Here is an 8,798-nt window from a genome sequence, read left to right on the forward strand (position 1 = left end):
ACCGTTCACATCCGCGCCCGCCCGTTCACACCTCGATCCGGGCCGCTCCGACGGCAGTTGACCAGCCTCCGACAACGGCGCGATGCTCGGGGCGCGATCCGGACCGCGCCCCCACACAGCACCTCGCTCCACTCGTGCAAGGAGGCATTCCGCCATGCCAGTTCCACGGATACGGCTGCGCCGCGCGGTCTCACTGCTGGCCCTCGGTGTGCTGGGCCCGGCGCTCACCGCTGCGGTGGCCGCACCCGCGATCGCGGCCCCGGCCCAGAACCCGGCCCAGAACCCGGCCCAGGACCGGGCGCAACACCGGATCAGCCGGGCCGCCGTGCCCGGCAGCACGGCCGATCTGGCCGGCACGTACAAGAAGCTCAACATCACCATGCAGCAGCAACAGCAGAGCAACTGGTGCTGGGCGGCGAGCGGGAACACCATCGCCACCTGGTTCGGCTACAACTACAGCCAGAACCAGTTCTGCAACGCCTCGTTCGGCCGCTCGCTGAACTCGTCCTGCCCCAACAGCCAGGCCACGCTGGCCGATGTGCAGAACGGGCTGAGCTGGGTCGGCATCAACCCGGGTTCGTACGTCAGCGGGTACCTGAACTACGGCACCGTGCAGTCCGAGGTGAACGCCGACCGGCCGATCGAGACACGCATCCAGTGGAGTTCGGGCGGCGGGCACATGCACGTCCTGTACGGCTACGACACCGGCAGCAACTGGGTCTACTGGGGCGACCCGTGGCCGTCCAACTACCGCTACAACTGGGCGGATTACGGGTACTACGTGAACAACGGCACGTTCTCGTGGACCCACTCCCTGTACCGGATCGGCGCGTGAGGGGCGACCATGACCGAGCTCAGCAAGGCCCGTCGGGCCGCCGTCACCGCCCTGCTCGCCGCCGGCCTCGCGCTGGCGCTCTCCCCGGCCGCCCGGGCCGACACCCCGGCCGGCGCCCCTGAACCGGTGGCCGCCGCCGACCTGGCCCAGGCCCGCGGCGCGGTCCAGGACCCGGCGGTGCTCGACCGGGTGGGCCACTTCTTCGCCCGCAAGGGCGTCCCCCCGACCAAGCAGCTGACCATCGGCGCCGCCGACGAGGCGAGGGCGGCGAGCGCGGCCGCACCCCGACTGGCCGGGGACACCGTGCCCGTGTACACCCTGGACGCCGGCTTCGTGGCCGGTACCCCGGGTGCACCGGTGGCGAAGGCCGAGTTCACGGCGAGCAAGGTGGTCGCGGCGGACGGGCAGACCGCCTCGGTCTGGACGGTCCGCCAGGGCGACGCCTGGAGGGTCGTCAACATCGCCTCCGGCGGAGACGAGAGCGACTACGCGGCGAAGGCGGCGGACAGCGGCGGCGGCACCGCCTTCCGAGAGCCGCAGGTCAACGCCTGGTACGTGCTGCGCGACGGCCGGGTGCTGCCGCTGGACGAGGAGGCCCGGCGCTCGGTGGGCGCGGGCGGGGTGCCGCTGGCCGCGTACCAGCGGCTGGTGCACCAGCGGTACGGCGACAAGCTGCCCGGCTCGGCGTACGACCGGGCGGGCGAGGGCGGCGGCTACCGGCTGGACGCCGCCGCCGAGCCCGCGCCGGGCGGTGGATCGGCGCTGCCGGCCGTGACGGCGGGCGCGGCCCTGGGCGTCACCGCGCTGGTGGGCGCGGGCGCGGTGTGGCGGCGCAGGAGGAGTACCACCTGACACCCGCGGACATCCGTGGACAACCGGCGGGGCCCGGTCCGCTCAACAGAGCGGACCGGGCCCCGCCGGGCGTTCACCCGTTCTCACCGCCGAGGCCGGATGTTCGTCGGCCGGACGCCCACCGCCGGTGCGATGATGGGTGACCATCCGGGCGCGCTCCGCGATGTGTCCTGGAAGTGGAGCTTCCGCACAGGGAATTGACGCAACGTTGATCTGTCGTTCGCCGCTTCGGGGTCACTCCGGGTGACGGAGGGTAGATACGATGTGGCAATCGGTCAGTGCTGACCGACGCGTGCCGAGAGCGGAGAAGGGGTGGGGCGGCAGGAGCCGACCACGAGCCCGGCGCCGGAAAGAGGGGAGCCCAGATGGCCGACAGTGACGACAGGCAGGCGAGCACCCAGGTGTGGGGTGCGGCCGTGGTGGTGGCCTCCGCGTTGGCCGTGGTCGCGGCCTATCTGATCAACGGAGCCCCGCTGGTCCTCGCGGTGGCCGGGGTCGAGGTGCTGCTGCTCATGGTGTACGTCGGCCGCCGTTGGCGCGCGCTGCACCAGCAACCCTCCCCGGCCGGGCACCGCCGACGGGGCATTCCGGACGCGGCGCACTGCGAGCGCTGCCGCCGGGCCCGTGAGGCGCTGGACGCCCGGCAGGCGCGCGGGGGCGGTGCCCCGGCCGCGCGGCAGGCGCGCCCCGAAGCCAGGCCGGAGTCGGCGGAGTCCACACAGGAGTCGGCGGAGTCCACGCGGGAGCCGGAGCCGAAGTCGGCCCGGGAGGCGGAGCCCGAAGCCGCCGACCGCCCGCCGTACCCGCACCGCCCGCAGGGCCGGGCTCCGTACGAGCGGCCCTGGACGGCGGAACGGGCGGCGGCCCGGCCCGTGGACCGGACGGCCGCCCGTCGGAGCGCGCCGGGTTCAGCCGGCCGTGCTGTACGCCACCAGTGAGACGCCGACGTACTGGACGATGAAGGCCCCGAGGGTGAAGGCGTGGAACACCTCGTGGAAGCCGAACCAGCGCGGTGAGGGGTTGGGCCGCTTGAGGCCGTACACCACGCCGCCGATGCTGTAGAGCACCCCGCCGACGATCATCAGCACCAGCACGGCGACTCCGCCGGCGCGCAGGAAGTCCGGCAGGAAGAAGGCGGCGGCCCAGCCCAGCGCTATGTACACGGGGGTGTACAGCCAACGCGGCGCGCCGACCCAGAACACCCGGAACGCGATCCCGGCGAGCGCGCCGCCCCAGGCCACCCAGAGCAGCAGCTGCCGGTCGGCACCCTTGAGCAGCAGCATGGTGAACGGGGTGTAGGTGCCCGCGATGATCAGGAAGATGTTCGCGTGGTCCAGCCGGCGCAGCACGGCGTCCCCGCGCGGGCCCCAGTCGAAGCGGTGGTACACCGCGCTGACGCCGAACAGCAGCCACGCGCTGACCGAGTAGATCGCGCAGGCGATCTTGGCGGATGTGGAGTCCGCCAGACAGATCAGCACGATCCCGGCGGCGACCGTGGCGGGGAACATCCCGGCGTGCAGCCAGCCCCGCCACTTCGGCTTGCTCTCCATGAGCGCACTCTTCGCGAGCGCAGCAGCAGTCATGCGCAGCATGCTACCGGCTACCTACGGATCCGTAGGTTACTGGCGCGTAGGAAGTGGTGATCATCACTCTTGGACGTTTTGGAGTAATTGGAGTGTGGCCCCGCCCACTCCCGGTGGCGCACCATCGTCTTGTTACTCGTGAGTAATCATACTGGGCGTAGTAAAAGGTGCGTCAATTTCGCCGCTTCGCCGCATTCGTGCCCAGCACCCGGAGCTACGCTGCAAGCACCCTCAGACCCCCGCGACGCCTTCTCTTCGCCGAGACGGCGTGAAACGGAGCGATCGTGTCGTACGAGATCTCTGCTCTCAGCGCATCCGCGCCCACCCGCCACAAGCAGCTGCTCGCTTGGGTGAGCGAGATCGCCGAGCTCACCCAGCCGGACCGCATCGAGTGGTGCGACGGCTCCGACGAGGAGTACCAGCGCCTCGCGGACCTGCTGGTGGCTCAGGGCACCTTCAAGAAGCTCAACGAGGAGAAGCGCCCCAACTCCTACTACGCCGCCTCGGACCCCTCGGACGTGGCGCGCGTGGAGGACCGCACCTTCATCTGCTCCGAGCAGGAGGAGGACGCCGGCCCGACCAACCACTGGAAGGCCCCCGCCGAGATGCGGGAGATCTTCACCGGCGAGCAGGGCCTGTTCCGCGGCGCGATGAAGGGCCGCACCATGTACGTCGTGCCCTTCTCCATGGGCCCGGTCGGCTCCCCGCTGGCCGCGTACGGCGTCGAGATCACCGACTCCGCCTACGTCGCCGTGTCGATGCGCGTGATGACCCGCATGGGCCAGGCCGTGCTCGACCAGCTCGGCGAGGACGGGGACTTCGTCAAGGCCGTGCACACCGTCGGCGCCCCGCTGGCCGAGGGCCAGGCGGACGTGCCGTGGCCGTGCAACAGCACCAAGTACATCTCGCACTTCCCGGAGACCAAGGAGATCTGGTCCTTCGGCTCCGGCTACGGCGGCAACGCCCTGCTCGGCAAGAAGTGCTACGCGCTGCGCATCGCCTCGACCATGGCCCGCGACGAGGGCTGGCTGGCCGAGCACATGCTGATCCTGAAGCTCACCCCGCCGTCCGGCGAGGCCAAGTACGTCGCCGCCGCCTTCCCCTCGGCCTGCGGCAAGACCAACCTGGCCATGCTCCAGCCGACCGTCCCGGGCTGGAAGGTCGAGACGATCGGCGACGACATCGCCTGGATGCGCTTCGGCGCGGACGGCCGCCTGTACGCCATCAACCCCGAGGCCGGCTTCTTCGGCGTCGCCCCCGGCACCGGCGTGGACACCAACGCCAACGCCATCGACACCCTCTGGGGCAACACCGTCTTCACCAACGTCGCCCTCACCGACGACGGCGACGTGTGGTGGGAGGGCCTGACCGAGGAGCCCCCGGCGCACCTGATCGACTGGCGCGGCAACGACTGGACCCCCGAGTCCGGCACCCCGGCCGCCCACCCGAACGCCCGCTTCGCCGTCCCGGCCGCGCAGTGCCCGACCATCGCCCCCGAGTGGGAGGACCAGGCGGGCGTGCCGATCTCGGCGATCCTGTTCGGCGGCCGCCGCGCCACCGCCGTCCCGCTGGTCACGGAGTCCTTCGACTGGCAGCACGGCGTCTTCCTCGGCGCCAACATCGCCTCCGAGAAGACCGCCGCCGCCGAGGGCACCGTCGGCGAGCTGCGCCGCGACCCGTTCGCGATGCTGCCGTTCTGCGGCTACAACATGGGCGACTACTTCGCCCACTGGCTGAAGGTCGGCGCCCAGGCGGACGCTGCCAAGCTGCCGAAGATCTACTACGTCAACTGGTTCCGCAAGAACGCCGAGGGCAAGTTCGTCTGGCCCGGCTACGGCGAGAACAGCCGCGTGCTCAAGTGGATCGTCGAGCGCCTGGAGGGCACCGGCGAGGGCGTCGAGACCCCGATCGGCGTGCTGCCGACGGTCGGCGGCTTCGACCTCGGCGACCTGAAGCTGTCCGAGGAGGACCTCGACCTGCTCTTCACCGTGGACGCCGACATCTGGCGCCAGGAGGCCGCGCTGGTGCCGGCCCACCTGGAGACCTTCGGCGACCACACCCCGAAGGAGCTGTGGGACGAGTACCGGAACCTGGTCGCGCGCCTCGGCTGAGCCTGAGCCTCAGCCGAGCGAGAGGCGGGCGCGCGGCACGAACCGCGCACCCGCCGAGTGACAGGACGGCCGGAGTTCCGCCGGACGGTCTTTCCCCGACCAAGGAGACCGCCCGGCCGGGACTCCGGCCGTAGTGCTTTCCGGGCCGGCGCCGCTTTCCGGGCCGGCGCCGCTTTCCGGGTCGGCGCCGCCTTCCGGGCCGGCGCCGCGGACCGTCGACGGCCTACGGCTGCGCGTAGCCGCTGAGGAAGTCGCCGATCCTGGTCACCGCGTCGGTGATCTCCTCCGGCCGGGGCAGGGTGACCAGCCGGAAGTGGTCCGGCTCGGGCCAGTTGAAGCCGGTGCCCTGGACCAGCAGGATCCGCTGGGAGCGCAGCAGGTCCAGCACCATCTGGGCGTCGTCCTTGATCTTGTAGACCTTCGGGTCCAGCCGGGGGAAGGCGTAGAGCGCGCCCCTGGGCTTGACGCAGCTGACCCCGGGGATCCGGTTCAGCATCTCGTACGCGGCGTCCCGCGAGGCCAGCAGCCGGCCGCCGGGCAGGATCAGGTCGCGGATCGACTGCCGGCCGCCGAGCGCCGCGGCCACCGCGTGCTGGGCGGGCATGTTGGCGCACAACCGCATCGAGGCGAGCACGGTCAGGCCCTCGATGTAGCTGCGGGCGCGGTGCCGGTCGCCGGAGAGGACCATCCAGCCGGAGCGGAAGCCCGCGACCCGGTAGGCCTTGGACAGGCCGTTGAAGGTGACGCAGAAGAGGTCCGGCGCCAGGGTGGCCAGCGGGATGTGCTCGGCGTCGTCGTAGAGGATCTTGTCGTAGATCTCGTCCGCGTAGACCACCAGCCCGTGCCGGCGGGCGATCCCGACGATGCCCTCCAGCACCTCGCGCGGGTAGACCGCGCCGGTGGGGTTGTTCGGGTTGATCACCACGATGGCCCTGGTGCGGTCGGTGACCTTGGCCTCGATGTCGGCGAGGTCCGGGTACCACTCGGACTGCTCGTCGCAGCGGTAGTGCACCGCGGTGCCGCCGGCCAGTGAGACCGAGGCCGTCCACAGCGGGTAGTCCGGCGCCGGAACGAGGACCTCGTCGCCGTCGTCCAGCAGCGCGGTCATGGCCAGCTGGATCAGTTCGGAGACGCCGTTGCCGAGGAAGACGTCGTCGACGGAGAGCCCGTGCAGGCCGCGGTCCTCGTAGTGCATGACCACCGCGCGGCGGGCGGAGAGCAGGCCCTTGGAGTCGCCGTACCCGTGCGCGTTCGCGAGGTTGCGCAGGATGTCCTGGAGGATCTCCGGGGGCGCCTCGAAGCCGAAGGTGGCCGGGTTGCCGGTGTTGAGCTTGAGGATGCGGTGGCCCTGCTCCTCCAGCCGCATCGCCTCCTCCAGCACCGGGCCGCGGATGTCGTAGCAGACGTTGGAGAGCTTGCTGGACTGGATGACCTGCATGTCCGCCTACTTTAGGGGCACGGACGGGCCGTCAGGTGCGCCTTCGGAGGGGTGCCTTCGAGGGCCCGAACAGCCCCCCTTGGATCGGCAGGCGGGAGCTCCGGGCGGCCTTGTGAACTGGTGGCCGAATGTCCGGAATTCTCCCGTATGCGAGGAGCGCCGCCGCGAGGCCTGGAGAAAGTGGCGGGAAAGCCGCGCGAAAGGAGACGGACGGCACACCGCCCGGCGCGGGAGGATGTGGCAGGTGCGTCGGTCGAGGAGGGGGTGCGCCGGTGGTCCCGGTCGTGGTCGCGGCGGTGCTGATCGGTCTGCTGGCGGCTCCGTGGTTGCGCGGGCGCATCGCCCGGTTCGCGGTGCCGGAGGGCGAGCCCTGGTGCGACACCTGTCCGTCGTGCGGGCGCCGGGTGCGCCTGCTGCCGCCGACCGGGCGCTGCCCGGGCTGCCGGGAGCGGCTGGGTGCCGGTCCCTGGACGGTGGAGGCGGTCGCGGCGGCGGTCGCCGTCGCGGTGGCGTACGCGGCGGACCGGCTGCTGGTCCTGACCCTGGCTCTGGTCTGGGCGGCGGCGCTCGGAGTGGTGCTCGGCTTCGTCGACGCGCGGGTGCGCCGGCTGCCGTACCGGCTGACCGTGCCGCTGCTCGGCGGGGTGGCCGGGCTGCTGATGGCGGCGGCGCCGACCGTGCCGCCCGGGGTGGTGCTGCGCTGCGTGCTGGCCGCGCTCGCGATCGGTGCCGCGCTCGAACTGGCCGTCTGGCTGGGCGCGTTGGGCCCCGGTGACTCCCCGCTCGGGCTCGCCCTGGGCGGGCTGCTCGGCTGGTACGGCTGGTCGGTGGCGCTCGGCGGGCTGTTCGTCGCGGTGGTGCTCGCCGGGCTCTGGGCCACCCTGCGGGCCGCCGCCGCGCTGGCCCGCCGCCGCCCGGTGCGCGGACTCGACGTTCCGGTGGGCCCGTTCCTGCTGCTCGGCGCGCTCACCGCCCTCCTGGCCCGGTAGGAGAGAGCTCGACAGGAGAAGAGGACGGAAGGGCCCGCCGTACCGGTTCGGTACGACGGGCCCCGCCGCCGGCGCGCAGGCCCCACCCTCAAGGAGCGGCGCGCCGGGGGAGTTGAGCTCTGGCGGGTTCGCCCTTACGGCATCTTGTGGACGAACGGGCCGACCGTGTTGGAGAACGCGTTGCCGTTGTTGGCGTCCCAGTTGGTCGACCAGGTCATCGCGCCGCGGATGGTCGGCCACTTGGCCGGCGGCACGAAGCTGCCGCAGTTGTTGCCGGTGGCCAGGCAGTTGAGCGCGTTGTTCACCACCGACGGGTCGACGTAGCCGCCGCCGGCCGCCTTGCTGGAGGCGGGGACGCCGATGCCGACCTGGTCGGGCCGCAGACCGCCCTGGATGTGGGTGCAGACCTGCGAGGTGATGAAGTCGATGGTGCCCTGGTTGTAGACCTTGCCGTCGCAGCCGTTCATGCCGCCCGAGTTGTAGAACTGGGTGTTGACGACGGTCAGGATGTCCTTGGTGTTCAGCGCCAGCTGGAAGTAGGCGCCGGAGGTGCTGTACATCCCGATGGTCTCGGGCGCCATGGTCAGCACGAAGCCGGGGCCGACCTTGGCCTGGAGCGAGTGCAGCGCGTTGCCGAGCGGGACGGCCTGGACGCCGTTCTCCAGGTCGACGTCGATGCCGTCGAAGCCGTAGTCCTTGATGATCGAGTAGGCGCTGTTGGCGAAGTTCGCCCCGGCGGTGGCGTCGCCGACGGTGATCGCGCCGTTCTGGCCGCCGATGGAGAGGATGACCTTCTTGCCGGCCGCCTGCTTGGCCTTGATGTCGGCGCGGAACTGGGCATCGGTGTAGCCGCCGAGCGCCTTGGACAGGCCCGGGTCCAGGGTGAAGCTGATCGCGCCGGTCTGGGTCGGCACGGCGTCGGCGAAGGAGACCGCGATGATGTCGTACGCGTTCTGCACGTCGCTCAGGCGCTGCGGGGTCGAGCCGTTG

Annotated in this window: 8 protein-coding genes; 5 read left to right on the top strand and 3 right to left on the bottom strand. The window is 71.5% G+C overall.

The features are described 5' to 3' along the window. The first annotated feature begins 154 nt into the window (after window positions 1–154). From J0670_RS21545 to J0670_RS21555, 3 genes are all read left to right on the top strand, one after another. Window positions 155–835, top strand: coding sequence for a papain-like cysteine protease family protein (locus J0670_RS21545; protein WP_207813278.1), 681 nt, complete (start codon window positions 155–157; stop codon window positions 833–835). Window positions 836–844: 9 nt separating this feature from the next. After that, window positions 845–1,687 (top strand): hypothetical protein, encoded by an 843-nt coding sequence (locus J0670_RS21550; RefSeq protein ID WP_207813279.1) that lies wholly within the window; start codon window positions 845–847, stop codon window positions 1,685–1,687. 365 nt (window positions 1,688–2,052) lie between these two features. Next, complete coding sequence (locus J0670_RS21555; protein WP_207813280.1) at window positions 2,053–2,625, top strand: hypothetical protein; 573 nt, start codon at window positions 2,053–2,055, stop codon at window positions 2,623–2,625. Here the strand turns inward: J0670_RS21555 and J0670_RS21560 are convergent. After that, on the bottom strand, window positions 2,596–3,270 hold the full coding sequence (locus J0670_RS21560) for a hemolysin III family protein (protein WP_374223140.1): 675 nt from the start codon (window positions 3,268–3,270) through the stop codon (window positions 2,596–2,598). The genes J0670_RS21555 and J0670_RS21560 overlap by 30 nt on opposite strands. A 284-nt stretch (window positions 3,271–3,554) precedes the next feature. Between J0670_RS21560 and J0670_RS21565 the strand changes: the two genes are divergently transcribed. Then, window positions 3,555–5,381 carry a phosphoenolpyruvate carboxykinase (GTP) gene (locus tag J0670_RS21565; RefSeq protein ID WP_207813282.1) on the top strand — a complete coding sequence of 609 codons (1,827 nt, stop codon included), beginning with the start codon at window positions 3,555–3,557 and terminating at the stop codon, window positions 5,379–5,381. A 223-nt stretch (window positions 5,382–5,604) separates the two neighbouring features. Here J0670_RS21565 and J0670_RS21570 read toward each other — a convergent pair whose 3' ends face one another. Continuing rightward, the gene (locus tag J0670_RS21570; protein ID WP_207813283.1) at window positions 5,605–6,819 is read right to left on the bottom strand and encodes a pyridoxal phosphate-dependent aminotransferase; all 1,215 of its coding nucleotides are present in this window, start codon (window positions 6,817–6,819) and stop codon (window positions 5,605–5,607) included. Between the two features lie 272 nt (window positions 6,820–7,091). On the opposite strand from J0670_RS21570, the gene J0670_RS21575 reads away from it, so the two are divergent. Then, window positions 7,092–7,808, top strand: coding sequence for a prepilin peptidase (locus J0670_RS21575; protein WP_207813284.1), 717 nt, complete (start codon window positions 7,092–7,094; stop codon window positions 7,806–7,808). Window positions 7,809–7,942: 134 nt separating this feature from the next. Here J0670_RS21575 and J0670_RS21580 read toward each other — a convergent pair. Next, on the bottom strand, window positions 7,943–8,798 hold an 856-nt coding region (locus J0670_RS21580; RefSeq protein ID WP_207813285.1), incomplete at its 5' end, for a chitinase.

Origin of the sequence: Streptomyces sp. FH025 (assembly GCF_017427025.1) — a bacterium.
GTDB lineage: Bacteria > Actinomycetota > Actinomycetes > Streptomycetales > Streptomycetaceae > Kitasatospora.